Origin of the sequence: Rhizobium sp. 1399 (genome assembly GCF_031455475.1) — a bacterium.
Taxonomy (GTDB): Bacteria; Pseudomonadota; Alphaproteobacteria; order Rhizobiales; family Rhizobiaceae; genus Rhizobium.
The window spans coordinates 1-25,507 of sequence record NZ_JAVDSU010000026.1 but is presented as its reverse complement, the minus strand read 5'-3'; the positions used below and the strand labels follow the sequence as shown (position 1 = coordinate 25,507).

At 55.1% G+C, this 25,507-nt stretch carries 20 protein-coding genes and 1 pseudogene; 15 read left to right on the top strand and 6 right to left on the bottom strand.

Annotated features, from left to right (window positions below; translation table 11 throughout):
* The first annotated feature begins 129 nt into the window (after nt 1–129).
* From J2X71_RS37640 to J2X71_RS37610, 6 genes and pseudogenes are all read left to right on the top strand, one after another.
* The gene (locus J2X71_RS37640; RefSeq protein ID WP_310390505.1) at nt 130–1,338 is read left to right on the top strand and encodes a polysaccharide biosynthesis/export family protein; all 1,209 of its coding nucleotides are present in this window, start codon (nt 130–132) and stop codon (nt 1,336–1,338) included.
* 219 nt (nt 1,339–1,557) lie between these two features.
* A complete protein-coding gene (locus J2X71_RS37635) occupies nt 1,558–2,088 on the top strand; it encodes a hypothetical protein (RefSeq protein ID WP_310390499.1) in 531 nt (176 codons plus the stop codon).
* A gap of 264 nt (nt 2,089–2,352) precedes the next feature.
* Nucleotides 2,353–3,009, top strand: coding sequence for a hypothetical protein (locus J2X71_RS37630; protein ID WP_310390498.1), 657 nt, complete (start codon nt 2,353–2,355; stop codon nt 3,007–3,009).
* 342 nt (nt 3,010–3,351) lie between these two features.
* Nucleotides 3,352–3,876, top strand: coding sequence for a hypothetical protein (locus J2X71_RS37620; protein ID WP_310390497.1), 525 nt, complete (start codon nt 3,352–3,354; stop codon nt 3,874–3,876).
* A 10-nt stretch (nt 3,877–3,886) separates the two neighbouring features.
* Nucleotides 3,887–4,966 (top strand): acyltransferase, encoded by a 1,080-nt coding sequence (locus J2X71_RS37615; RefSeq protein WP_310390496.1) that lies wholly within the window; start codon nt 3,887–3,889, stop codon nt 4,964–4,966.
* Between the two features lie 807 nt (nt 4,967–5,773).
* Nucleotides 5,774–6,348 (top strand): annotated as a pseudogene (locus J2X71_RS37610) (transposase); the annotation flags it as partial.
* Here J2X71_RS37610 and J2X71_RS37605 read toward each other — a convergent pair.
* Entirely contained in the window at nt 6,309–6,776 is a 468-nt protein-coding gene (locus J2X71_RS37605; RefSeq protein ID WP_310390495.1) for a hypothetical protein, read from the bottom strand. The pseudogene J2X71_RS37610 and the gene J2X71_RS37605 overlap by 40 nt on opposite strands.
* 203 nt (nt 6,777–6,979) lie before the next feature.
* Nucleotides 6,980–8,113 carry an acyltransferase gene (locus tag J2X71_RS37600; protein WP_310390494.1) on the bottom strand — a complete coding sequence of 378 codons (1,134 nt, stop codon included), beginning with the start codon at nt 8,111–8,113 and terminating at the stop codon, nt 6,980–6,982.
* A gap of 237 nt (nt 8,114–8,350) precedes the next feature.
* Here J2X71_RS37600 and J2X71_RS37595 point away from each other — a divergent pair, with 237 nt between their 5' ends.
* Nucleotides 8,351–8,623: a hypothetical protein gene (locus tag J2X71_RS37595; protein ID WP_310390493.1), complete on the top strand. Its 273-nt coding sequence runs from the start codon at nt 8,351–8,353 to the stop codon at nt 8,621–8,623.
* Nucleotides 8,574–9,080 carry a hypothetical protein gene (locus tag J2X71_RS37590; RefSeq protein WP_310390492.1) on the top strand — a complete coding sequence of 169 codons (507 nt, stop codon included), beginning with the start codon at nt 8,574–8,576 and terminating at the stop codon, nt 9,078–9,080. Before J2X71_RS37595 ends, J2X71_RS37590 begins: the two co-directional genes overlap by 50 nt.
* Nucleotides 9,081–9,556: 476 nt before the next feature.
* On the opposite strand, the gene J2X71_RS37585 is transcribed toward J2X71_RS37590, so the two are convergent.
* Together J2X71_RS37585 and J2X71_RS37580 are read right to left on the bottom strand one after the other, a co-directional pair.
* The gene (locus J2X71_RS37585) at nt 9,557–11,479 is read right to left on the bottom strand and encodes a hypothetical protein (protein ID WP_310390491.1); all 1,923 of its coding nucleotides are present in this window, start codon (nt 11,477–11,479) and stop codon (nt 9,557–9,559) included.
* 144 nt (nt 11,480–11,623) lie between these two features.
* Nucleotides 11,624–12,325, bottom strand: a complete 702-nt coding sequence (locus J2X71_RS37580) for a class I SAM-dependent methyltransferase (protein ID WP_310390490.1) — start codon at nt 12,323–12,325, stop codon at nt 11,624–11,626.
* A gap of 1,421 nt (nt 12,326–13,746) precedes the next feature.
* On the opposite strand from J2X71_RS37580, the gene J2X71_RS37575 reads away from it, so the two are divergent.
* Nucleotides 13,747–13,914: a hypothetical protein gene (locus J2X71_RS37575; protein WP_310390489.1), complete on the top strand. Its 168-nt coding sequence runs from the start codon at nt 13,747–13,749 to the stop codon at nt 13,912–13,914.
* Nucleotides 13,915–14,370: 456 nt separating this feature from the next.
* On the opposite strand, the gene J2X71_RS37570 is transcribed toward J2X71_RS37575, so the two are convergent.
* Entirely contained in the window at nt 14,371–15,216 is an 846-nt protein-coding gene (locus J2X71_RS37570) for a metallophosphoesterase family protein (protein WP_310390488.1), read from the bottom strand.
* 344 nt (nt 15,217–15,560) lie between these two features.
* On the opposite strand from J2X71_RS37570, the gene J2X71_RS37565 reads away from it, so the two are divergent.
* The 4 genes from J2X71_RS37565 to J2X71_RS37550 all read left to right on the top strand — a co-directional run bounded on the left by J2X71_RS37565 (nt 15,561) and on the right by J2X71_RS37550 (nt 20,612).
* Entirely contained in the window at nt 15,561–16,595 is a 1,035-nt protein-coding gene (locus J2X71_RS37565; protein ID WP_310390487.1) for a glycosyltransferase family A protein, read from the top strand.
* Nucleotides 16,596–16,903: 308 nt separating this feature from the next.
* Nucleotides 16,904–18,364, top strand: a complete 1,461-nt coding sequence (locus J2X71_RS37560) for an oligosaccharide flippase family protein (RefSeq protein ID WP_310390486.1) — start codon at nt 16,904–16,906, stop codon at nt 18,362–18,364.
* A 60-nt stretch (nt 18,365–18,424) separates the two neighbouring features.
* Complete coding sequence (locus tag J2X71_RS37555) at nt 18,425–19,567, top strand: glycosyltransferase family A protein (protein ID WP_310390485.1); 1,143 nt, start codon at nt 18,425–18,427, stop codon at nt 19,565–19,567.
* 37 nt (nt 19,568–19,604) lie between these two features.
* On the top strand, nt 19,605–20,612 hold the full coding sequence (locus tag J2X71_RS37550; protein WP_310390484.1) for a polysaccharide pyruvyl transferase family protein: 1,008 nt from the start codon (nt 19,605–19,607) through the stop codon (nt 20,610–20,612).
* Between the two features lie 139 nt (nt 20,613–20,751).
* On the opposite strand, the gene J2X71_RS37545 is transcribed toward J2X71_RS37550, so the two are convergent.
* Complete coding sequence (locus J2X71_RS37545; RefSeq protein WP_310390483.1) at nt 20,752–21,723, bottom strand: glycosyltransferase family A protein; 972 nt, start codon at nt 21,721–21,723, stop codon at nt 20,752–20,754.
* A gap of 145 nt (nt 21,724–21,868) precedes the next feature.
* Between J2X71_RS37545 and J2X71_RS37540 the strand changes: the two genes are divergently transcribed.
* Both J2X71_RS37540 and J2X71_RS37535 read left to right on the top strand, forming a co-directional pair.
* Entirely contained in the window at nt 21,869–22,984 is a 1,116-nt protein-coding gene (locus tag J2X71_RS37540; protein WP_310390482.1) for an endo-1,4-beta-xylanase, read from the top strand.
* 325 nt (nt 22,985–23,309) lie between these two features.
* Nucleotides 23,310–24,524 (top strand): acyltransferase, encoded by a 1,215-nt coding sequence (locus J2X71_RS37535; RefSeq protein ID WP_310390481.1) that lies wholly within the window; start codon nt 23,310–23,312, stop codon nt 24,522–24,524.
* Nucleotides 24,525–25,507 lie beyond the last annotated feature (983 nt).

Genomic DNA, 25,507 nt, shown 5'->3' with positions numbered 1-25,507 from the left:
ATCCATGTTGCCCTATTGCCACAATAACCTTCTGTTAGGTATGGAGTACCTGACGGGGTCGGATAATTACTTGTCTTTTAAGTTGTCGACGGGCTAGACAGTTTCCAGCTATTACTAAGTAGGGTCATGATGCGCATTCCTGTAACTCGCCGTAGCGGCATCGTCGTATCGATGCTGATCGTGCTTTCCAGCTGCACGTCTCTCCCCAGGTCCGGTCCCGATCATACGGAGATCGACCGCGCTGCAGCAATTAAGGTCACGACACCCGACCGAAAGGTTGGAATCGACTATGTTTTGATCGATCTCAACAAGGGAATTCTGCCCTATTTCGATCAGATCCCCACGAGCTCTCTGCGCACCGGATTCGGCGGTGGCCGCGGGGGTGCTCCGGATATTCCGCTCGGCTTCGGCGATGTCGTGCAGGTTTCAATTTTCGAAGCTCAGTCCGGCGGTCTCTTCATTCCATCCGACGCCGGCAGCCGTCCAGGCAACTATATCACCCTGCCCCAGCAGACGATCGATAAAGCCGGAACGATCAGCATTCCTTACGCGGGCCGCGTTCCCGCCGCTGGTCGAATGAAGGAAGAAATCGAGCAGGATATCGAAGACAAGCTGGCAAGCCGCGCGATCGAGCCGCAGGTCGTTCTAACCACTACTACCAGCCGCTCATCGGAAGTAGCCGTCGTCGGCGACGTTAATAATCCGCAAAAGATCGTTCTTTCGCCGGCCGGTGATCGTATCCTCGACGCCATCTCCGAGGCAGGCGGCCTTACAACGCCTAATATTGAAACCAACGTCACGCTCCAGCGTCGCGGTAAGACGGCATCGATCGCTTATGAAACGCTGTTGAAGAATCCGTCGGAGAATATCTTCCTCGCGCCGGGCGACACTGTTTCGGTCGAACACGAGCGCCGAACCTTCCTCGCACTAGGCGCCTCCGGCATCAACAATCGCATCGACTTCGAGGATTCCAACCTGACCCTTGGCGAAGCCATGGCGAAGGCCGGCGGGCTCATCGATACGCGCGCAGATCCGCGCGAAGTCGTGGTCTATCGAAAGGTCGACCGCGGTACACTTCAGCGTCTGAAAATCGACACCAGCCGCTTCAAGGATGACCAGGTCCCAGTCATCTTCCGGGCGAATCTGCGCGATCCGGCAACCCTGTTCGCAGTTCAGGAGTTCCGCATGCATGACAAGGATGTCATGTATATCTCCAACGCGAAGTCTGTCGAGCTCGTGAAGTTCCTGGACATCCTGAACTCGGTTACCTCTACGGTCAGGGGCGTTTCTAACGATGCCCTCGATACCCGCGAGGCGGTCCGAGAACTCGGAGATTAAATATATTAAACGATACTTCGGGCACCTGACATTGAACGGACTGGTGCTCAGCGGAGTTTATGATATAAGCCCGTTATCTTTTGGAGGCTGGGAATGGTAAACGCAGGGAAGAATACATTAAAGGGCACAGTTGTGTTTGCATTTGGCGCCCTTTGCTTTGCGACGTCGTCCTTTGCAGGCAACTGCTTTTCGGGTCCGGGTTCGGCAAGTGGCTCGCAGATGGACGCCTTCAATACGACACCTGCAAGCATTCTGGCGGGCAACCCGTCGGACACGCTGCTCACCGGCTCGGTTCGCGATCTCGCAGCAACCGAAACAAACGTGACGGCAGCGCTCCTGACGCTGGCGGCCAACCCGGCGACGACGGCTGCTCAAAGAGCAGCTATCGGCGCTGGCCTTGGGCGCGCCGTCAACGTTTGCCGTCCGCAGCACTCCGATCTCGCTGACGAGATTGCGGCAGCTGTCGCAGCCGCAATCGTCAACAATCCGGCGCTCGGCAGCTTCCGCACGGCATTTGAAGCATCGCTGACCGGCCAGACCGCTGTTGCGGCACTCGGCGGGGCAGGCCCAGGTGCAGGCCCGGCTGGTGGCGGTGACATCAGCGGTCCTGGTGCATCAGGTTTGGGTGGGCCGGCTGACGGTGCGGATGGCGGTGGCGCTACGCAAGGTGCGGGTTCGCTGCAGACAAACGCTTCAGGCGGCGGCAACTTTACCATTGTCCGCAACAGTTCTGTCAGCGGTAGCATCTAATACGCTTTCAAAATCAGCGTAGTGCATTCAGGAGAGGCCGTTCGGCCTCCCTTCTTCTCCCTTCAACATTTAAAGAAAAGCTCCTATCGCGCGCGAGTCGTTGCCGGCAGTGGAGCCGATCGTTCCTGCAGCAGGTCGGACCGGTAGGACATGTCTCAGCGCGCCAAGGCAAGCGGACAAACACGGCGAAGGGCCACGGCCCCGGTTGTGCTGTCACCTCCCTCCCCCCTTTCCATCCTTTTTATCTTGACCGCGATCGCATTATTGGCCTTTGCTATCGGCAATATAAGGCAGTCAGCACGCTTTGCTGACGTATTTCTCGTCGCGGAGAGACTTGAGCAATCTGAACAGGTCGGCCCTGATACGCTCGCCAGGACAGCCGCCAATACCGACACCATCGTGTCCGGCGACTATTGTCGCTCGGATATCGTCATGGCCGGCACGACACTGGTGCTGAATAGGCTGGACACGTCCAACGAGATCACGAGCTACGAGGCCTGGGCCAAGGCTGCAGACGACGCCGAGCGGTACATGCGCCACGCCGTCTCCTGCATGCCGACCGACAGCAATCTCTGGCTCAGGCTTGCGATCGTTCGTGCCGTAATTGCCCAAGAACCAAAATCAATTGCGCGGCTGATGACGATGTCAGCCCGGCTCGCCCCCGCAGACGAACTCGCCCTTCTCGCCCGGGTCTATTTCTGGAACCGTCTCAACGTCACAACGCTTGATAGTGCGCGAACCACGGTCGAAAGCGACGTCAGCCTTCTTCTAAAGCTTGGAGATCCTCGAAAGGTTGGACCGGCGCTGACAAGGATCGGGGCCGCCCTCCTCCCCTATGTAAAGACCGCCGGGTCAAAGCTGACTTCTGAGAAGAAGAGCTCACTTGCGTGGTTTGGTCTTAATATCGACAAGCTTCCGTAAGCAAGCCCGTGTTACTTTAGACCCTGCACTCACAAATCCGGGTCACATATCCAGATAATCTTGATTCACCGAGGCTTTTCTTTGTGGCCCCAGACGACGCGTCGGCTCGACTTGACCGATTTTTGATGGAGCACTATCCGCCCGCTTCTGCCAGGTAAGCCTTGCGGTGCTTTCCGCGTTGATGACCACCGTGTGACCAACGGCATCTTGTAACGCTTTCGCCCTAGTCCACCATGAGGTGATGTGCAGGAGTAGTGTGACCGACGCTACAACACTGACGTCACCGCGCGCACGACGCTCGATCAGACGAAGCTGAACAACACGAAAGACATCACGACGTCGATGCTGGCGCCCGTCGGCCAGGGCGAGACGCGTATGGTTCCGCCGTCGATCGCCAGCCTGTTCGGCGTACCCGAAACACAGGTCGGCACAGTCAACGCCGGCCAGGGCGACACCGTCGTCACGCCCGACGGCCGCACGATCCTCGGCCAACCCAAGCCACTGAGCGAAACCGAGTGGCGAGCACAGCAGAATGAACGGTTGCGCGGGAACGGCGCCCTCACGGATAGCATGCTGCTAGACACGATCGTTGGCGACAAGGCGCCCGTACAGGCGATCGGCCCTGACGGAAAGACACCGGTTTACATGGCGCCCGGCCAGGCAGCGCGCACCGGTGCCGATACGACCAGATTGCAAATGACGCGGCAGCTGATGCGCAGTGCTTGCGCTGATCGCCTGACGCTGCCGCGCCATAAGTCTTCGCATCAGGTTGCCCGATTGCAACGTGATGCGAAACTCTCCTATTCAGCGAACAATTCCCATTTCAACCTCGCACCCGTCAGTGTACAGACATCCTATCGAGGCTGAGGGGTTAAGAATGGCGAAGAGTGGCGAGATTCTTGGATTGACGGGTTTCCGTGGCGTTGCTGCACTTATTGTTGCCTTGTACCATTTTTCGCGCGGATTTGGCAGTGAACCGGTCTTCTCGGTAGGGCCAGGCTATTTAGCTGTAGACGCTTTTTTCGTGCTTAGCGGGTATGTTCTCGCCTACAAGTACGCCTCCGTGTTTTCTTCTAATTTCAGCCTGGCGGATTATCGGGCCTTTCTAGTAAAGCGCGTGTGCCGGGTCTACCCAGCCTACCTGGCTATTCTTATCGTTGCCGCAGCAAAGCTGAACCTTAACTTTGGCGGTGGCGAACAGATCACGCTTGGGGCCTGGGACGCGTTCTGCAACATCTTCATGTTGACTGGTTGGGGCCTACACGCGACGCCGATCCTCGGCGTTTCATGGTCCGTTAGTGCAGAGTTGTTCTGCTACATCTTTTTCCCGCTCATCGCGCTGCTGGCGGCGCAGCATAACGTGATGCTCGGTTTTGTTGCTTTTGCCGCTTTAGCTGCGATCGCGGGGATGTCGCATCTCGGTTTAGGCGTCGAAGGACCGATGGACATTGTGTCTGCGGACGATTCTTTCTCATTGGCGCGAGCGCTCTGCGGCTTCGTTCTCGGTGTGATCGGCTATTCCCTTTCCGAAAGGGCAGGCCCAGTTCGCTTGCGGATAGCCAACTACTTGCTCCCGCTCGCCCTCTTGGCGCTCTGCGCGAGTTGGTTTTCCGATACCAGCGATCTGGTGACCTATTTGCTTATTGCATTGGTCGTGTGGTTGATTGCGCAGGATTCCAGAGTTGGGGAACGTTTGTTTGGCAACGGGCCGGTGTATTTCCTCGGACAGATCTCCTACTCGCTATATCTGATCCATCCACTCCTGGTCTCCATCTTCGCAAGGCTCACTAAGCGCATGGCGCCAGCGCTCGGTTTCGAGGCAAGCTTCGCATTGATGCTGTCTGCGTACCTCTTGCTGGCGATCGTACTTTCCTACGGCTCTTGGATGGTATTCGAAAAGTGGGGACAGCGGGTGATGCTGAGAATGCTCTCCGCCGAACGTCGAGCCGCTGTTTAGGGTGGCATCCCACCGCCCCATCATCATCTGCCAAGGAGACGTCAATATTTTAGGTTGCAGTGGTCGCTACATAACGTTAGGGGAGTTCATCGCTCTTCCCACAAGAGCGAGCGGGGGGTGCGGTCATCTGCGCACACTTTTGACGGCACTCCCCACCCTATCTCTTGCGTCGAAAATGCGCCGGCTCCGCATACCGTTGGGTGTGTCGTCAACTGATCTCAAGGCGGAACCGGCGCGGAAATATGATCGACACGAGCCTCCACGGACAAGTCGTTAATCAGGCTTAACCCTCGGGCCATCACCCGATGGGGCCCGCCGGAGATCGACCCCGCCATCAACTGAATCGCGAATATTTCGCTTTAATCGCGAATCAGCGCATCATGGGGATGTTCCTTTGGGAGGAGGAGGCAAGATGACGCGCACTCATCACCTGATCGTCGCCGCGGCGATATCTCTGCTGTTGTGGGCAGCCCTCTTTAAACTAGTGGGTTGGCTGTAGCCTCAGTTTGCACCTCTCGGCCAGCGCTATTTTCCACGTGACGCTGGCCTAGCCGTGGTAACCAGCCATGCTCGGCGCATCGACAGAATGCGACAGTTGGCCCCGAAATGATATCCGCGAAAGTACGGATAGAAGCAGTATCAGACCCCACCGCCCCATCACCATTTGCTGTTCAGGCTTGGCATGAAAGCACCGGCGTATTACCTTCTCGCTCACGCAGTTCGGGGTGACGTGCCCCCGTTAAATTAGGCCATTCGGACCTGGAATTTTCCACTTATGATCCCTGTTGGGAAGAAGAGGAGAATTCGATGAAGGCCTCGAAGTTTTCGGAAGCGCAGATCGCATTCGTTTTGAAGCAGGCGGAGGATGGGACGCCGATCGGTGAGGTCTGCCGCAAGGCAGGGATTTCCGATGCGACCTTCTACAACTGGCGCAAAAAATACGCGGGGCTGATGCCTTCGGAGATGAAGCGATTGCGACAGCTCGAAGAGGAGAACGCCAAGCTGAAGCGGATCGTAGCCGACCTGTCGTTGGACAAGGCCATGCTGCAGGATGTGCTCTCAAAAAAGCTTTGAGGCCTGCCCGCAAGCGGAAGCTTGTCGACACAGTCGAGGCCGACTGGAAGGTCTCGATACGGCGCGCATGCTCGGTGCTGAAGATCGACCGGTCGCTTTATGTCTACAAGTCCAGGCGCGGTGAACAGGCCGAACTGAAGCTGAAGATCAAGGACATCTGTCAGACGCGAGTACGCTACGGCTATCGTCGCGTTCATATCCTGATCAAACGTGAAGGATGGGCGGTCAATCCGAAGCGAATCTATCGCCTTTACAAGGAGATGGACCTTCAGCTCCGCAACAAGGTTCCCAAGCGCCGGGTCAAGGCGGGCGTGGGCAGTCGAACCGGGCGGCAGACAGATTTGTCGCCTAGGAGGTAAGCCTTCAGCGTGAACGCCATTGCCTCGACGTCAATGCGATCTGTCTTCGCACGGCGCCCTCGTCGCGAGACCAGAAAGCTCGAGGGATCCAGTATCGTCGTGTCGATGCCATGATCGAGAAGAAAGCGGGCCAGCCAGAACCCATCATAGCCCGCCTCAAAACAGACACGCATGCGGCATGTGAGGCCTTCCGACCTGACATCTCCTTCAATTTTTGCTTCGATTCTCGAAATCGCACCGAGCAACGCGTCGGCATCACCACCGGCAATCGCCATTGTCTGGACCTTCTCGGAGCCAGGCAGCAAAAACCCAACGAGCCAAGTTCTCTGGCTCAATTCCAATGCAATATAGCAGTCGTTGACGGCATCCGCGCTCATGGTCATCCTCCGTAGCGAAAGCGGAGGTCGAACTATCAAGCTCCGCGGTGAGCTTGCATAGGATCTACAACGAGTTCCGGCCACACAGCGCGATCGGCAACAAGGTGCCGATTTTGCTCATGAACGGCTCATCGGCACCCCCGCCGACCTCGCAGCCGTCACGCTTCTCGCCCGTATCTGGGTCAGATCGTTATGAGTCTAACCTAGACGGAGGCGCGCGGCTTCGTCAGGCCCCGACCCACGTTCTGGCCCGGCATTTCGATCAAGTTGTAACCGAGCCAGGCGAGACCGTAGACGATCGGCATGGTGATGACGAGAGAGAGCGCCCAGCGCACCGGATCGGAAACATCAGTCGTCTTGATCAGGTAGGCGATGACCGGCTGCATGACCATCAGATGGATCAGGTAGGCGCCGAAAGACAGTTCACCCAGACCATGGAAAAAGCGGTTACCCAGCCACGCGCCCATCGGCCTTAGGGGCTTTGCCAGAGTTTCAGGGAGGCGGTGCGTATGGATGAAAGCAAAGAAAATCAGCACGAGCGCTATCCGTACGAACTGGTGCATCAGGTCCTTTCCGCCGCCGAGCGGGGCGAGAACAAGCAAAATGGCGATCACCGCAAACTGGTAGGCCCGTCTCTTGTCGGTCCGCAAAGCACCGGCCAGCAGCATGCCGGCGGCAAAAATATGCATCTTGAGTGGAAGGAAGGTCGGCATTGGAAAGGAAATGCCGAGCCGGTTCAACGCATAGGAAATCACGATACCGGCAAACGAGGCGCCTACAATGCCTTTGATCCAGCCGATGCGGCCGACAATGATCATGATGAAGGGCAAGGCGGCGTAGAATTGCATTTCAAGACCGATACTCCAGTCCGGTAGCGCGGTCCTGAAAGCATAATCAGGGCTGAAGCCGAAGAGGAAGGTCAAATGAGCCAGATAGTTGGTCAGGCTGCTGTCGAAGTAGCGACTGGCCAATTGCGGCTCCACGCCATTGAAGCCGTCAATCACCATGCGGGAATCGTAGATGAAGGGGCCGAGCGTGAGGGCGGCAACAAGCATCACGTAATAGAGCGGCGCAATTCGGAAGTAACGCCTGACCCAGAAGGTGATCCAGGTATTGCTCGCCTCCCACGGCTCCCGCTCTTTTCTGCGCTGATAGTGAAAGACCATCAGGAAGCCAGACAGCATGATGAAAAGGTCGACACCGAGATCCGGGTCGCCAATGATTGGCAGCGAAAATCCGGTCAGAATATGAGCATGGCCAACCAGTACCCACAGGGCGGCCAGGCCGCGCAATCCATCAAGACAGTCGACACGACCGCCGTTGCTAACACTCGTCACGCGCAATTCCTCTACTTGGATTAGGGAATTTTCCTGTTTGTTCGTAAAAATCAGCGAATTTGACCATATATTACGGGATGGATACAAGTCATTTATTGCGCTGCAGCAACAGACTTGACCCTGAAGTCTGTTTTGTCGCGACCGCCGCCGCTCTCCTCGGTGCGGCGTGCTTTGGTTGGGTGTTGTTTCCTATTGAGAATCCGGAACAGTCTGGATCATTCGGCCGGAGGGGAGGTTTTGGCTCACAGCTTCGGATCCTGCCTTCTCGTCGCAATTGCCTGGACCGTTTCTGCGGGCTTCGGCACAGCGGAGGAAGTGCCGACTGAAGGCCGGCATGCCGAGCCGAAGATGAGCTATGACGCCCAAAATCCTTTCATTGCCCTGCCGCCGCTGGCGTGGAAATCCTGGTCTGAGCAAATGGGTGCCTTGCGCGCTGCAGCGAATTTAGACAGCATTGGGCATGCCAACTCTCAAGCAGCTCTCTATCGCCTTAGGTCTGTTGACCAGTGATCATTCTCCCGTTCCCAATGAGGACGGTTGGCAGAATTACGTCTGGCGCGTCCATGCAGCGCAGGAATGCCTGGCCGTCGAAGGTGGATATTGCGTCCTGGTCCAGGACAAATGGGATTGGAAGCGGCCGCAATATTACAGCTTTTCCTTCCGTTCGGATCCTAAGACGAATTCCGTGACGTCTCGCGTCACGCTGCGAAACGAAGACACCGAGGATGACGATCAGGTTTGCGTCGTTGCAAGTTTCCTCAATGCGGCCGGCCAGGAGGTGGGCGTTTTCTTTGCCAACTGGCGCGCGCTTCCCGGCCGGTCCTATAGTCGCGAAGCGCCGATCTGGCTGACCACTGACGTGAGCGAGATCAAGACCGTGGCCGTCGGCACGAAACAATGCGACGTGAAAGCGACCGCCGACGCCCAGAATTTTTACAGGATCCGGCTCGAGCTCAAGCAACGCTGATAGCGATGGGGCGATGGGCTCTCACGCGCTCGACAATTATTGAAAGTCACCGCCTGATCGCGGTGGCGCGAACCTGTCGCCGGGCTTGCCGATCCTGTCGCCTTTTTTGATGCCGATCGTTCCTGTTGGACGCGGGTCCGCGCGCTGATCGCTGGGCGATATCGCGATCATGAAAACAAGTACCATCATGAGCGCCAGGAGTGGCGGCGCAACAAAGATCATTAGTAGATAGTGCAATGGTTTCATCGAGTCTTGTCGTCAGGTGAGCTGTCCACCTCAGCAGCGGCTTTCTCAAGTCGGTTGCGCTTCGTAAGCGCGCCGGTGGACTTTCCCGTCGACCACTCTCGCTCAACCCCTGCCGATGCTGCAAGTTCAGCAGGGAAGAACCAACGGTATTGAACCTTAATCCTTCGTCCATCACCTAACCCGGGCTCGCCGTCAAAAGATATAACGGGTGTCACACCATGGGAGCTTCGCTAATCGGCCTTCTGCAATACCTTTATGAGAGCCGGATCGGCAGCGAGCTTGGCGGCGATGTAGTCATTGCCCCGGGATGTCTCGTGCGTCCCATCCGAAGTGAAAGCGCCGCCATCAGTGGCGCCTTCGCCAGGAAGGGCAACCCATGACCCGGTTTCTGCTGCCGGCGTGATTGGGTTGCCTGCCTCTGCCCATTTGCCGGCATCCGCGCAGATGACCATGTCGAGCGCGCGGTTCGGGTTCGTCCGAAGGAACCGGTTGATCCAGGAACGGAAGCTGGCGTGGGCCGCATAGCCGGACCTGGGGGTCTGGTAACCCGGATCGCTCCAGGTGAGGTTGACCGACGCATTCCCAATGGGAGAAGTGAGGCCAACAGGCAGATTCACAGTGATCTGATTGCCGTGGATAGCCTTGATCCGCGCGTCATTCTTCCAACTCGTGTTGAAGGCCTTCGGGATCAGCCCGGCCACTCCAACATGGCTTCCTACAGCGAGTTTTGAAACGTCGGGGATGGTCAGAGTGAGATCACCAGTTCCACTGTCATAGATGTAATCCAAAGCTTTGACATTTGACGTCGTATCAGGCGTGAGCGTCGGCGGAATGATCCTCACATGCGGCATCGCAGCTTTGTACTGCCGGAAGAGCTTGCGCATCTTGCCGACAAGGGACATGCCGGCGGTCGAGCCCATGTCGTCCGGCCCGATATAGGTCCAGCGGACGTCTCCATCGACGATGCCCTTGCCCGTGCCGGCGGGCGCGACGGCGCCGGAGGCGCCGCCGGTATCAGCGATGTAAGCGTTGCCATTGACCCTGCAGGTGTCGTCGACTGCCCAGCTCTTTTGAGACCAGTCGGGGGTTGATGCCTGCGTGGTGTCGTTGTGGGGATCGCACGGAAGGAGGTGTGTCGGATTGCACCAGACGGCGAATTCCATGCGCCGGTCGATACCGGAGATAAGCTGATAGTTGTAGCCGTCGGCGCCCCTGGACATCTGAACGCAACCAAGGCGGAGCTTGTATGCGAGACGGGTGCCCCAACCGGTATTGCCGTTGCGGTCGCCGCCGCCATCGCCAAATGTGCCCGAACCGGCCGTACCCTCATTGGCACCCTGAAGCTTCGAGTTGCCCATCGACATGATGGCAACGGCATTTACGGGAACAGCGATCCTGATAGCGCCGACCAGCATGGTTCCGGGAGTGCCGGTCTGACTACCATTGGCGGCGTGAAACTGTGCCTGCGTCATCGTCGGGTCGGCGGCAATCAGTGAGGTCTTTGAGTTGAACGAGCCGTCCCGGCGGCCGATGAAGGTCGAGGCATTGACGACACTGTTGATGGCCTTGTTCTTCACCACGCCGAAGCGGCCGGCGACACATTCATGCAGCAGGATACCGCCGATTGCCGTAAAGGCCGGAATGTCGACCGGGGCATTCACAGTGAATACCATCATGCGTTCCGCCTGGCCTGGAACGTATGAATAGATCGGCCGATTATCCTTGGTGTTCAGACAGCGATAGCGATTAGCAAGATCAGGCGAGGATGTCGAACTGTCGTTAAACGGATATTCCATGGACAGCATGAAATCATAGGCTTCTGCGAGATCGACCTCGATGACCGGACTGCGCGGCGGACGCTCCAGCGTCCAAAGCGGAAAGGAAAACTCGATCAGCTCGCCCGCTTTGACGTTGTAGGGCAGGAAATACTCCTTGCGCCGAACGAAGGTCATTTGGGTCGAACCGGATGTATCTTTCTGATAACCCGCATTCGTGCCATAGGCGACGGCGCGGCGCACTGTCTGCTCACCACCGTTCTCGGCAGTCACCTGCGTTCCGAGCGCCGGCCGGGCGCCCGCGGTCAACGAAGCGGCAATGCTGCTGACGGATATCGCCGAGAGGCCGGCGATCAGGTTTCGGCGTGTAGTGTCCAATGCGAGCCTTCCGTCATCATATGTGACCGAGCCGATCGTCAGCTCCGGATAGCCGTAGTAAGGCTACCGGATGCAACATTAGAGGCAATGGTGGCGATGGTTGGGCCGCAACGTCACAGCTCGATGAAGGGGTGAAAGCGATGCCTAAGCGGCTTTCGTGACGACAAAAGCCTTTTTTGCCACGACAATGTAGTTTTTCGGGAAACCCGATTGGGTATATTTTTGCCGCGCATCAAGACGATAAAATATCCTGGCCAGATGCCTGCATGCGATTCGCACGGATGCCAGCAGTGGAACAGCAGCAACCCCCAACGCGCCTGGAGCGATATTCTTTGCACCGCGCGGCAGATGTTTCGAAGCTGTTTCCATTTGATAGGCCACCGTTCCCAGATATCCCTCCATCCAATCCAGGCTGATGATTTCAAAGCCAGCATTTCCAAGGAGATGCCGCCACGCAAACTGCGTGTATCTGAAGAAGTCGTAAGGCTGCTCATGCTCCTCGTAGAAAAGGGGTGCAGAGCAAATCATCGTCCCGCCGTTTTTGAGGACCCTGTGCATTTCGTGAAGCACGGCGACCGGGTCCGACAGATGCTCCAGGACCTGATTGAGCACAATGGCATCGAATCTGGCTTCCGCTACAGGAATATTTGAAAGGTCGCATACATAGGTGGACTTCGCATATTCCTTGTCGACCATTTCGAAATCGGCGGCCTCGTAAATGCAATGGCCGAAGAGGTGCCTATACGGCTGGTTTCCGGCTCCCGCATCAAGCACGATCGACCCCATGGGCAAGCTCTTTGCAAATTCCTCGTTGTGCCGTCCAAGCCAGATTCTCGAAGAATTCATCACGTCCTCCAACGATCCGATCACGCTGCGGCAGCACCCGTAAGTTCCTGGTCAATCGGTTTCGCTCGGGCGAGCGAGCTGGATAGGTTCATTCGTCCGGATCTTCTCAAGAATACTTGATGTTGGGGTGATCGGATCCCACGCCGCCTGTTACCTCACCTGAGCAAGGATTTACAACATCAAGGCTCTCGCAAGAGTTACCACGATCCGTTCACCAGATATAAGTCTATACACTAACCGAATCCCGTTCTCAGCTGAAGGAAAAATTCGCCTGGCCGGCGAAGTACGACAACTTCGCGGTACAGCTGGGAGCCGCTCAGGCATCGTCTAGAGTCCCATTTTCCTGTGGCCGCATGTTGATGAACACGGACAAAGAAACTATCCAGCAGAACGATATCACCGCCGAAGATCTTTGGAACTCCGCAGATGATGACCCCAATCTTGCTTCCATGGTGAGGTATGAACCTGGCACATGACTTTAAATTGCAGTTCGCCACCCTGAGCGCGCAATGATGGAATGTTGGGCTTGATCTAGGTCTCACCTTCGGTCAGTCTGGCAAAATGACAATGCAGGACATTCAGATGCCACGCGTCTCGCTTTCACATGACCGCCGCATCGCGCTTTTGGCCGAATATCTGGCTGGAGCACGTATCGATTTTCTCGCTGTCAAGTACGGAGTCCATCGATCGTATCCCCGGCATCTTTTCAGGCGCTATTCAGCAAAGGGCCTGATCGGCGGAGGATGATGGGTGAGCATTGATCATCTACTTTGCCAAGTTCGCAAGGCTTAGCAGACGCTTCGCCTGAATGCCTGAAAGGCGTTCAAATTAGTTGCCTCAATTGTCAATAATGATTTCAATAACGAACATGTCGTCGACCATGCTGCAAGGGTGCGAACAGGATAGATCATCCATGACGCATCGGCCCGGTTTCTGTGGAGCCACGCCAAGCGCAATTTATTGCGGCCAACGCAAAGTGTTTGCCTTCTGACCTAGAAAAGAAGTTTCCGATTTCCATTCACCGGTGGTCGTCCGGAACTGTTCGCCGAATTTGTTTGAGATTCGTTGCACCTGACGTTGATGGATGCCCATTCCATCGATGATAGACGGCTGGTGTTAGAGACTTCCTCGCGTTGACGGCTGCAAAAGGCCATGACCTCGCAAATAGAACTGGGCTCGAAGCCGGGCGCGGTGGCGGCTCGCGCGTGTTGATTTCCGTCTCGCGATAACGGATTTCCCGCCAAGGCATTCTGCATCGGTAAACAGGCTCTCAACTCCCCGACGTGGGCAGGATAGCACGGTGGTGGGGGTTACATCCATTGAGCTAATTGCTATCGCCGATCAACAGCTTAGGATTCAGCGATCTGGTGGAGCAAGTGTCTCGCAACGCTTCCGCTCTATATAGGTTGGGAGGTTTGATCGTGCGCATCGAATATGATGAAGTCTTTGCCGGATTCGTGGAAGATCGTCGCGAGTTTGGCTTTCAGGGCGATCGGCTGCAGGAACGACAGTTGATGAGGCGGCCCTTAATGACGCTAATCGCAGTTGCTTTAGGATCTGGACTGATGGGGCTCCTTTGGATCTATTGAATGCGACTTAAAAGCCGCACGCCATTTTGTCGTGATCGCTGTAGCATCGCCGCCGAGAACCGACCGGGCGATCTTGGTCGCTCTAAATCCTGATCGAACGCTCGGGGAAGGCAGCCCCTGCCCTCGTCAGTTTCACCCGCCTGATCGAGCGGATGAAAAACTGCCCACCGAGTTCTTTCTCCAGTACCATCATCTAGGTTCGAGAGAGCCAGCTGAGCGATAGGCGCCTTGATCGCTACCTTTCGAAAAGGCGGGCCCCTCGGCCATCGTAGCAAGGACGGCAACGGGGAAAGCTTCTCTTTCGCTTCCTCTGTCTCTCGCCGGCGCAACCGCGTTGAGCGTTTCTTCGAAAACGCAAAGAGCTCGGGGGATTCCGCTCCGATATGCCAAGTTCCGCTAAACGCCCTCGCAGAAGTCAAGCTTCATGCACCCCGCACCTGGATCAGACGTGAAGGCCTAGTTCAGTACGAGCGCTTGGCGATTCATGATCCGCAGCACTGTGAGCCTGCCAGTCGCGAAAGCGCCAGTGTCTATGGCAATTCGCCCGTTTCCAAAGAAGGGCCGATGAACCGGTGTATGCCCATGCACGACCAACATCGGCAATTCCGGCCCGCGCGTAAGAAATGGCTCACGTATCCAGAGCAGATCCGAATCTCTCTGCTGAGGCAAAGGCACCCCTGGCCTAAGGCCGGCATGTACGAAGACGATATCGCCAACTGTCAACATCGAGGGTAACTCCTCAAGAAAGTTACGATGATGGGTCGGAACAGCATCCCGCAACGCACGATCCAGTGCAGGGATTCCGCCGTGCCGCATCAGATAAGCGGCATCAACTCCATAGGATGCTAAAGTTTCCGGACCTGCAAAGCGCGACCACTCTGGAAAAGCTTCCGGCTTTTCAAGGAGCCGGCGGAAAGCTTCGTCATGATTGCCGCAGAGCGCAATCCGCGTATGTCCGGCAGCTGCTGGGCGGCACAGATGTTCGATTACCTCTCTGGAGTGACGCCCGCGGTCCAAGTAGTCCCCCAGTAGCACGACGAGCGCCCTCTCAGCATGGGTCGCGGCATCTTCTCTGATACGGCGTTCCGCTTCCAGGAGTTGGTGATAGCACCCATGCACGTCGCCGATTGCGTAAATGACAGGGAACTCGTCCGGTTTGAGGCTCGGTCGTGAACGCATTGCCTCCACCACATTATCCGCCGGCGTGGCCTCCCTTCCAAGTAGTTTTGGCAGCCAGCTGAAGGCGCCGGTTCTTGGAGTGTTGTGGCTAAGCTTGCTTTCGGCTTTCGACGTTTTGTTCATGGTCACTAGCTTATTGAAGTTTATTGGTCTGAGTAGATGGGCAGGCCATTGTCCCGATCATATCGCCGCGATCAGGCTTCGAACGTTGTGATCCGACGCCTACTGACAATTACATCGGTTGGCGAGTTAAGGAAAATTCAACGAGTAATTTCATCTTTATTTCGCCATCCTTGTATTGAATCCTTACAATCAATGTATTTCCAAATCCATTACCTTACACTGGAAGGATTACTCCTTGCGAATACGCAAGTCTTTGGAAGAGGCATCCAAATCCACCAAATTAGACGTAACTTCTTGAATATCAAAAGGACGGACACTGCTGCCAACAAAATCGGAATGGTCACGTGCCCGATTTCTTTGTTTCCATTTGCATTCCGACCTGCAATCGCCCGCGATTGCTCGAAGCGGCGCTCCTTAGTTGTTTTAGCCAACCATTACTCCCCGCTGAGATTTTGATCGGCGATGATTCGCAGGATCGAAAAAGCGCAGCGATCGTGAACCGGTTCTCGCGAAAGACCGATGTCGACATAAAATATTGGAAACATTCGGGTAGAATCGGCCAGGCGGCCAATCTGAACTGGCTAATCGATAACGCAAATTCGCAATACCTGATATTCCTGCATGACGACGACCGGCTTTGCGCAGGCGCAATCAAGATACTTTACGAGGCGTGGTTAAAGTACCCGGGCGCGCAATGCTTCTACGGCAAGCAATATTTGACTGATTGTATCGGCAATATATTACTAGATCGTACAGAAGGCTGGAATCACCGCTACTTCCGTACTCATGAGTTTTCTGGCCGCCAGAGATCAAACCTTTCAGCCGCTCTCACGCAGCAAATTCCCAATAACGGCTTCCTTATAGAAAACGAACTTGCGCGAAAAACGCGCTACCGATCCGAAACGGAGATTGGCCACGCAGTCGACGCTGACTTCGGTATTCGTATCGCGCTCGCTGCCGGCCCACACTCTTTCGTTTATGTTGATCGTTTCGTCTCGGAATACAGGCTCAATCCAGACTCTATTTCCCAGTCGACGACGCTCAATCGCCGGGAGGATGTGCTATATGAGTATATTGAGCAACTGAAAATTCCTGCCGGCGACGAGCAAGCCAGGATGGGATTTCTTGAACGGATTGCCGTTGCTGCTGCACTTGACGCTGCACGCGCGGGCCGCCGACGCAGCGCGATCCGGATAATCTTTTCCCCATACTACAAGGAAGCCCTCTTAAGCCGCTGGACCCTTTATCGGCTGCTCTGCATCGTTTCACCTGCCATCGGGGAAAGGGTGAAGCGCCTCCTCACGCAAATCAACCCGGATTTGGGGGGTGATGGCGAACGTCAATGGCGGCATTTTGGCAACGGCCAGATGAAGAAGTAGGATCTCCGACACCTCCCAGGTATCGGGCCGATCGCCGCCGGATTGACCTCTCAAGTATGGACATATATTGCTCTGCAAAAAATATATTGCTCTGCAAAATGAGTTTGCCCCTGAACCTTGAGTTTGACAGGTTGTTCGGTATGGTGACGCGGAACGGGCCTCCTCCGCCTCGCACTTAGCAAGCATCAGGCGATGATGGAAACAGGGGCGAAGATTGATGCGGGAAAATCACTTGGTCGTCCGATTTTACCTGAAAAGCATCGTTCCGCCCAAACTTCACCAAGAACGTTCCGACAAGAGTGACCATCATGAATGATATGAGCAACTTTCGTCGTCGCGCGGTTAGCGCCCTGTTCTGGTCACTATTCCAGAACTGGGGCGGCCGTGCGTTGAGCATGGTCGTATTTGTCCTTCTTGCCCGCCTGCTCGCGCCGGCACAATTTGGTATCGCTTCTTCCGCCTTCCTGGTGATGTCGATGCTTTCACTGGTCGCAGAATTTGGTTACGGCGACGCTCTTATCCAAAAGCAAGGTCTGAAGGATCAAGACGTCAACATACCATTCTACGCGTCAATGATACTCTCGACGGCACTTGCAGGCATTGCCGCTTTCATGTCCGAAGATATTGCCCGTCTGATGAATGTCGAAGGATTGGCGCCCTACCTGATCGGGACGGCTGCGATCTGCCCGTTCCTCACGCTCGCAAGCTTTCAGGACGCGATGTATCGACGTCATGTTCAGTTCCGCGCGCTGGCCATGCGCACGCTTGCCGGAATTATTATTGGTGGCGTCGTAGGTATTGCTATGGCCATCATGGGCTTTGGGACATGGGCACTGATCGGGCAGTTTGCCGCCCAGACACTCACAAGCGTAATTTGGCTGTGGGCAAAGCCCGTATGGAAGCCGAACGCCGACCTTACGTGGGGTACGTTGACGGGACTCAGCAAGTTCGGCTTCAACGTCGTCGGGCAACGCCTAATCGATTTCTTCACGTTGAGAAGCATCGATTTTGTTATCTTGCTTGTCTACGGTCCGGCGTCGCTGGCACTCTTTACAGTATCCTCGCGCCTTTATCAGCTGTTATTACAACTGCTTCAATCCAGCATTTCCAATGTGGGATTGACGATGCTCTCGAAGGTTTCGGACGACAAAGTGCGTCTACAACGTCTTTATCTGCGTAGCTCGTCGATCGGCGCATTTTTCGGCACGCCTGTTTTCTGCGGCCTCGCAGCACTTGCTCCAGAGGTCAATCACATCATGTTTGGCCAGAAGTGGGCTGGTGCCGAGCACGTTATGGTTCCGCTACTTTTGATGGGCGGGATTCACTGCGTACAGTTTGTCAATGCGTCGTACCTGACCGCACTCGGGCGCCCACAGGCTCTCTTGTGGTTAGTCATCCTGAAGGCCGTATTGGTTTTGCCACCCCTCTATTTCATCCGCATGGATACCGTGGCCGGCACCGCAATGCTTTACTGCGCGAGTCTTGTTTGCATCACGCCGTTCTCCTTCGGAGTGACGTTAAATGCGCTTTCACTCAACTGGAAGGCCATGGTCCGGCCTGTTGGCGTGCCGATGCTGGCTTGCGGGGCGGCGTTTTTTGCTGTCTACGCTACCCGCACGTGGGGAGGCTTAGGCGAATTGAACATCGTATTTAGCCTTTTATTATTCGGCGCAATTTTCGCTGTCGCATATGCAGTATCCGTCGCGATTCTTGCTTTTGATATCGGCCGCGAAAACGTGCTGTTTCTTCGTAACGCAGTTCGCAGATAGGCAAGCAATAATCTGCACCATTTAGTCCAAGCTGCTCAAGCACAAAAGAGGAGACCGAGGATGGATAGCACATCGCTGCGCGTGGCTCAGATCGACGTTCTCATTCCTGCTTACAATGCAGAGACCACCATTGAAGCCGCTGTTGCCAGCATCCAGTCTCAGACCATTCGCGATATCAGGATCATCATCGTCAACGACGGCTCGACGGACCGCACACAAGATATCTTGAACAAAATCGCGAAGGCCGATGAGCGAGTTCAGGTTCTAACGACGCTTAACGGAGGAATAGTGTCGGCATTGAATGCCGGCCTGGAAATTTGCAGCGCCGAGTTCGTCGCCAGACATGACGCTGACGACCTCGCCTACCCCAGCCGTTTTGAAGCGCAGCTCAACTTCTTGCAGAACAATAAGGACTGCGTGGCAGTCGGCTCAAACATTCGACATATCGACGAAAACGGAAAGTTAATCGGCACGCAGTCGAGACTCTATGGCGATGTTCGACCAGATCCCGACTGGTTTCCTTCAAAAGAGCCTTATCTGATGCACCCTTTCCTGATGGTGCGTCTTGACGCGATAAGGATGGTCGGAGGGTACCGCTATGTTGTTCACGCGGAGGATACGGATCTCTATTGGCGTCTACTTGGCTTGGGTCGCTTGCATAATTTGCGCGATATTCACGGTGAGTACCGCATCCACAGCGGCAGCATATCCAGTGCCTCCATCGTCAATGGTCGCGTTGCAGCGGTTGCATCTCAACTTGCAGCAATTTCCTATAAACGTCGCCTTCAAGGCCTTCCGGATATCGACTTTTCGCCCAGCCAACGAGCGAACTATGAGCGCGCCAAGACACTCAGCAATATACTCGAGCTTGCCGGGCAATCTCTTTCACCCGATGAACGCAGCTACCTTAAGGCTGCCACTTCGGCAAAGCTCCTCTCTTTGATGGAGTATAGACCCTATATTCCGGATCATCAGGATTGTGCCTTTATCGGCGAAGCGCTCGGTCAAACCACCCTTTCCACGCCGAACAGGCGCGAGATAAGTCGGTTGAAAGGCAAAACAGCCTTACGCTTGTTGAAACTCGGCAAGCTGTCCGATGCTTTTGCGCTGCAGCCTTCAATGGAAAACATTGCGCGAGCCGTTGCAAGCAATTTAAAGAAAAACTTCTTTAAACGCAAACAATCCACCGCCTTGACCAATTAAAATCGGAATTACAATTCCTGTCGAAGGAGAATAAAATATGAGCGTCGTGTCTCAGCTGCAAAAGACGATACTCTCGACTATGAGCGATCTGGTGCCGAAGGATGGGCGCTTCGCTTTGGTGGACTTCCCGGATCATAATAACGTTGGTGACAGCGCTATTTACGTGGGCGAATCCGATCTCTTTAAGCGGTTTTCATTGCGCCCTGCTTACATTTCGTCAGTCCATCACACCAATTGGGCGGATTTGGAAAGCGCGATCGGCGAAGGTCCTATTTTCATTCACGGCGGAGGAAATTTCGGTGACCTGTGGCCGGAATTCAATGATTTTCACGAGGAAATCCTGAGACGCTATCCGAACAGGAAGGTGATTCAGCTTCCTCAAACGATATTTTATGAGCAGCCCGAAAAAGCTGCGAGTATGGCAGCGCTTTGCGAAGCACATAAGGATTTCGTACTGCTGGTACGCGACCAGCGCAGCTTTGAATTTGCGAAGGAAAATTTCAAAGCGGATATCAGACTTTGCCCCGACAGCGCTTTCATGATCGAGAAACGAGACCGGCTAGCGCCCACTCATGAGCTATTGATGCTTCTACGGCAAGACAAAGAGACACGCGGTGTTGACACATCGAAGCATCAATATTCGAAGGATCGTGTTCTCATAGTCGATTGGCCGGAAGAGGTTTCCGACAATTCGAAGCTCAATAAGATCAAGTCATATCTCTCGGCCAATGCTCACGAGCCCTGGTTGCTTCTTCCCGGCAAAAAGCATCACCGTCGAGGGAATCTGCTGGAAATGGTTGCACGTTCGCGATTGAAGACGGGAACCGAACTGCTGTCGAAGGGGCGAACGGTCATCACGGATCGCCTTCACGGGCATATTCTTTGCACCCTTCTGGATATTCCGCATGTCGTCATCGATAATAGCTATGGCAAAATCAGCGGCTTTGCCAAGGCGTGGGGAACATTCAGTGAAAACCGTTACTTTGCTCAGTCGCTTGACGAGGCAATTTCCATCCTCAAAGAGCGCCAAAACCTTGCGATCTAAGGCTGTCCAGCGGTCGATTTACCACGGCTGAGGAAAACCCCAGGCTAATGCGCCTCACTGAGGTGCGTTAGGCCACACGGTACAAAGTGAGGTTAAACACGCGCTTCTGCATCGCCCAAAAGCCATGCCCTGGATTTGATCACGGAAGTGCACGCTTCTGAAAACGGACAATCCTCACAAGCTCGGCAGCAAATTTTGCGAAATGCTCAGAAAATCCGAGTAAGCTGCCCCACAGCCTCTTTTCTGAACGGGTCGTGGTCTGCGCGAGGAATGCCCTTGCACTCGCAATTTCGCGCCCGAGGCGGCGCCACGTAATTGGCCTGTGCACCGGGCCTGACGTCTCCCACCAACCTCGAACATAGGCGCCGCGTGTCTCAGTTTTCAAAAGATACTTCATGTAATAAGCACCGCGACCCCGATCGTAGCTCAGCATGATATCCGGTACATCGGCCGCCTTTCGACGATGATGATGCAGGATGATCGGGCGCGGGTCATATGCACCGCGATATCCGGCCCACACTGCCGCAGCGACAGCATCGATATCCTCACAGGGGAATGGTGTACCGGCACCAAGACGACGATCAAACCCACCGATCTTAACCAGGACATCACGTCTGATCGCCATATTGGCGCCTTGAAGCATGCCTGCGGAGACGTAGGCCTTGGCGGGAATCTCGACCCTATGATCCCGCAGGTCGATGGTTACCGGTGCATCGTCGGGATCGAAGAGTTCGATGCGTCCCCCCATAAATCCCAATTCCGGATCTTCGCGAAAGACTTCCGCCACACGATCGATGTAGTCAGCCGGTAGTATGCAATCATCATCTGTGAAAGCAACGATCTTGCCACGCGTTGATCGCCACGCCGTATCGCGCGCTGCACCCAACCCCCGCTGAGCTTCATATGCATAGTGTGCATTCGGGCAAAGCCTCGCAAACGCCTCTATAACTTCCTTCGTTCGGTCTGTGGAAGCGTTGTCAAGAATAATCGCCTCCCAACGGTGACCGGAACGCAGTTTCATCAGTGAATCCAGCGTTTCCTCAAGTTGGTCGTGCCGATTTCTGGTGCATATTACCACCGAGACCTCGACCGGGTGATCAGCTTCGGACATCTTCACGCTCCTGCTATTTCAAGGCCATTCTACCGATTGAAGTTACACAAAAGGGGCGCCTATGAAAGGAAAAATTCGTCGGGCTCCGGCCTTGTCCTGACACATTGAACCTGAACAATATCGAGAATTTTAGGCGGAGAAATTTATGCGCGATTATAGTGGCCATTGGCTAGCAAAGCATATTGATCGGCGAACGTTCCTTCTTGCTGCCGGCGCAGCAATCGCTTCCGCCCGGGTCAGCAGCGCCGATGAGTCGGGCGAAACATCTTTGCGGCAAAGAGCCGAGAAGAAGGGACTTGTTTTCGGCACTCAAGTCAACGCTGGGCCACTGTTCAGCCTCAAGCCCTATCAGGATGCCGTGCTACGCGATGCCGCGATGATAGTCCCTGAAAATGAGATGAAATGGAGGCCAACGCAGCCGACGGCACGCCAGGCCAATTATTTTAACGCGGAGCGAATTGCCAAATTTGCCGAAGATAACACGCTCCTATTAAGGGGCCATACAGCCGTCTGGCATCAAAATCCACCCGCGTGGACGAAAGACATTATCAGCGGCGATGACGGGGAGAAGCTCGTTCTTAAGCACGCACGCGAACTCATCGAGCACTTTCGCGGACGCGTCATGGAATGGGATGTGGTGAATGAGGCGATTGCGCCGGAAGACGGCATGCCCGACAATCTCCGCAACTGGGCACCATACAACAAAGGGGGCATCGACTTCATAGCGGATTGCTTTTACGCCGCCAGGCAGGCCGATCCGAAGGCTAAGTTGTACTATAACGATTATAGCGTCTACTATCAGAGCCAGGGCCTTCGAAGAGATGCGATCCTGGTCTTTCTGGAAAAACTTAAATCGAAGGGTGCACCGATTGACGGGTTTGGCATTCAAAGCCACCTGATCGCAAATGCCGAATTCGATGAGGCTATCTACCGGCGTTTTCTTTCAGAGGTTGCCGATCTCGGCTTGAAGATACGCGCCACGGAGCTCGACGTAAGTGATGTCAGGCTCGAGCCTGACATACAGATAAGAGACACAATCGTAGCAGCCCACACCAAACAGTACCTCGATGTGCTTTTCGACGAACCCGCCGTTGTAGGCCTTGTTACCTGGGGCATGACGGATCGTTTCAGCTGGCTCCACGAAGGTTGGCCCAGAAGAGATCGCTTAAGACAACGCTGCCTGCCGCTGGATGACAATTTTGCCAGGAAGCCAATGTGGTACGCGATCGCTGACGCGCTTGACCACGCGCCGTCTCGCTAAATTCGTGATGAGATGCGCCAGCGGTTTTCAAGACCCGGCATGCAATAGCGGCCAGCTACAGCGCTTCGCGGCCTAGAGCGCATGTGGTCTGGAGACGTCCCAACATCCGGTTGAGGGATGATGGGACGTTCAATACTGGATTGCCCGCGCAGATCCAGCCTGGCCCCAAGTATAACACCTACCTCTCCACGGCAAACACTGCATATTTGCTAATATTCGTAGCGAAATTAACCGTTTCCTGATCATTTCTGAGACGCATACTATCATTGCGAAATTACTTATGCCATCTAGCAAAAAATATGCTGGATTTACCTGGGGCTTTTGCGTGAACACGAATATTGGCGACGTAGTTAACAATAAAAACTTCTCTGCTTGGTTAGATTTTTTCCGCTGGGCGGCGGCATTGGAAGTGGTGATCTACCATATAAATCACCGGTATTTTGTGAAGCTTTTCGATGTTCCTCACTCGGAACGACTTATCGGCCACTATTTGTTCGCTTTTATTTCATCGTTTGGCGGCCCAGCCGTCATCCTTTTCTTCGTCATGAGCGGGTACCTCGTTGGAGGCAGCGTTGCGGGGAGATATCTTCGATCCGGCAAATTCGATGGCGTCGACTATTTCATCACGAGATTGTCGCGGCTCTGGACTGTCCTTATTCCGGCGCTCCTCTTTGCTTTCCTATTTGACACTCTCGCGCTCGGCATTTTCGACGCAGCAGAGAACGGCATCTTTAAGCTCGACGCAGAGGGTGCCGGCACGGCACTCAATCACGATGCATGGACGGCGGCGTGCAACATCGCCTTTCTTCAGACGGCGTTCTGCACACAGTTCGGCAGCAACGGTGCTCTCTGGAGTCTCTTTCACGAATTCTGGTACTATATGACATTCCCGCTTGTAATGATGGTGTTCTGGGGCAGGAGCGGCGTCATTGCTAAATTCGCCATGACGATTGCCGCCACCGCCATCCTGCTGGCCCTGACATGGTTCCAGTTCGTGGGCTTCTCGATTGCCGGTTATGCCGGGATCTGGCTTCTTGGTACGCTTGCGGCGCTGAGATCCAAACCTCTTTTGCCGACCAATGCAGCTTTTGCTGCGATCGTCTGCATCGGCTGCCTGGTTGTCTGGCGCGTACTCTACGCGCCGGGCACTGCGACCCCAGCAACGTTCTTCTCCAAAGAAACGATTCTGGACTACATGATAGCGGCGAGCTTCGCGAATCTCCTGATGGCAATGAGGCAGTCGAAAAAGCTGTTGCGTATGCCACTGCCGCAGCTCAATGAACAGCTCGCAGGCTTTTCCTACTCCCTCTACTGCACCCACACTCCGCTGGTTATTCTGATCGGAGCGATATGCGTATGGGCCTTCCGAACCGGCTGGCACATGAAGCCGGCAGAGAACACGGATTTTCTCTACGCCGCGCTTGCTGTCGCAATCTGCGTTGGCTTCGCGTTTCTGTTTTCTCTGGCGACCGAGCGTAACACTCCGGCAATTCGGGAATTGTTCCGCAGACTGCGAGCAAGAAAAGAAAGTCTGGCCTAAGGGGAGGGGCCGGTTAAGCCGCCTCCAAATGATGGGTGATGCTATGAGGCGCCATAAAAAGTAGCGCGCTGTTTGGTGTAAAGCATTCTCAGCATCGCCCGCTGTCCCCACTTTTCGAAGACCAGCCACGAACGCAAGGAGGCCCGATCGCCACCACAATGTAGGCAGACAACGCGAGCGCCAAGCTCGGCGAAACCGCCAACGACATTAACATCGTTATCGACATCAATACGAAGATGCCGACAACGGGTCTCGTCGTACGGAATGCCCTCGACGGTAAGTGGGTTTACCGTTAATTGACCGATGACGAGCACGAAGCGTTCGATTATAATCGGCCTTGGTAGTCCGGCTGCGGGCTTTGGGGCCAAATCCATCGTCTTTGCTGACGTGAAATGCGCGCCATTTAGAACGGGCGGGATCGGCCGCTGTTTCGGGCTGTCCGTATTTCCGAAATCTCAGACGCGAGTTACGTGCGCGAGCACCTGCACGAATTGCGTCGTTCAAAGAGTGAGACCCGCAATATTACCGTCGGTTTTTACCCTCTGCTCCGCCGCATATGGCATATGCATTGTTGCTATGATTCCGTGTCGCAAGGGTGTTTGCGTGATCGGCTTGCTTCCAAACAGACCATAAACCAAGCTCGTCGTGAAGGATACGCCGCCGGTCCGGGTCGTGAAGCCTGTTCGTTCTCTGCTTCGTAAGCATTCGGCGTAGGCCGCAGTAGCTACGACATGCGCATATTGTGCAAATCACGTATTGGGAAGTTATTGGACGGTCCTCTGGGCGCTACTTTCTCCGATCGCGAGTCCGCGTGCGAACACCCCGTCCACGCCATTTAGCACCAGAGGCAAGATAACACGGCCGTCCGCAGTGTTCAGTCATAGGACTACTCCTCTTATGTTCGTTTACAAGAGGTGGAGACACAACTTCCCCGCCGCCTGGAGGCGGATGCGGGTAATTAACACCGTTGAACAAAGCAGGAG

Excerpts from the sequence above, each read along its gene's own strand:
- J2X71_RS37640 (WP_310390505.1), top strand. The coding sequence starts at position 130 with ATGCGCATTCCTGTAACTCGCCGTAGCGGCATCGTCGTATCGATGCTG.
- J2X71_RS37635 (WP_310390499.1), top strand. The coding sequence starts at position 1,558 with ATGGACGCCTTCAATACGACACCTGCAAGCATTCTGGCGGGCAACCCG.
- J2X71_RS37620 (WP_310390497.1), top strand. The coding sequence starts at position 3,352 with ATGCTGGCGCCCGTCGGCCAGGGCGAGACGCGTATGGTTCCGCCGTCG.
- J2X71_RS37615 (WP_310390496.1), top strand. The coding sequence starts at position 3,887 with ATGGCGAAGAGTGGCGAGATTCTTGGATTGACGGGTTTCCGTGGCGTT.
- J2X71_RS37605 (WP_310390495.1), bottom strand. The coding sequence starts at position 6,776 with ATGAGCGCGGATGCCGTCAACGACTGCTATATTGCATTGGAATTGAGC.
- J2X71_RS37590 (WP_310390492.1), top strand. The coding sequence starts at position 8,574 with ATGCCAACTCTCAAGCAGCTCTCTATCGCCTTAGGTCTGTTGACCAGT.
- J2X71_RS37580 (WP_310390490.1), bottom strand. The coding sequence starts at position 12,325 with ATGAATTCTTCGAGAATCTGGCTTGGACGGCACAACGAGGAATTTGCA.
- J2X71_RS37570 (WP_310390488.1), bottom strand. The coding sequence starts at position 15,216 with ATGAACAAAACGTCGAAAGCCGAAAGCAAGCTTAGCCACAACACTCCA.
- J2X71_RS37560 (WP_310390486.1), top strand. The coding sequence starts at position 16,904 with ATGAATGATATGAGCAACTTTCGTCGTCGCGCGGTTAGCGCCCTGTTC.
- J2X71_RS37555 (WP_310390485.1), top strand. The coding sequence starts at position 18,425 with ATGGATAGCACATCGCTGCGCGTGGCTCAGATCGACGTTCTCATTCCT.
- J2X71_RS37550 (WP_310390484.1), top strand. The coding sequence starts at position 19,605 with ATGAGCGTCGTGTCTCAGCTGCAAAAGACGATACTCTCGACTATGAGC.
- J2X71_RS37545 (WP_310390483.1), bottom strand. The coding sequence starts at position 21,723 with ATGTCCGAAGCTGATCACCCGGTCGAGGTCTCGGTGGTAATATGCACC.
- J2X71_RS37540 (WP_310390482.1), top strand. The coding sequence starts at position 21,869 with ATGCGCGATTATAGTGGCCATTGGCTAGCAAAGCATATTGATCGGCGA.